Origin of the sequence: uncultured Algibacter sp., assembly GCF_947495675.1 — a bacterium.
GTDB lineage: Bacteria > Bacteroidota > Bacteroidia > Flavobacteriales > Flavobacteriaceae > Algibacter_B.
In genome coordinates this window covers 1-257 of the sequence record NZ_CANLZX010000080.1, presented here as the reverse complement: position 1 = coordinate 257, position 257 = coordinate 1, and the positions used below count along the sequence as shown (strand labels likewise).

Here is a 257-nt window from a genome sequence, read left to right as displayed (position 1 = left end):
AAAGAAAAAAAGATTCTCTTGATAGCATTATTAAAGAACAAAATAGAATTTTAGACCAAAAACGCAAAGCTGACTCTATTGCTAAAGCTAAAGAAGAAACTAAAAAACAAGCTAAAATTAAAAAACGTAACGATTCTATTGCTAAAGCAGGAGAGGCTCTTAAAATGCAACGTATTGCAAAAAGAAAAAAAGATTCTCTTGATAGCATTATTAAAGAACAAAATAGAATTTTAGACCAAAAACGCAAAGCTGACTCT

Annotated in this window: 1 protein-coding gene; it reads left to right on the top strand. The window is 28.8% G+C overall.

The annotated features are described in order from the left end of the window. Positions 1 to 257, top strand: a 257-nt coding sequence (locus tag Q0842_RS16175) for a hypothetical protein (RefSeq protein ID WP_298500545.1), incomplete at both ends; no start/stop codon positions are given.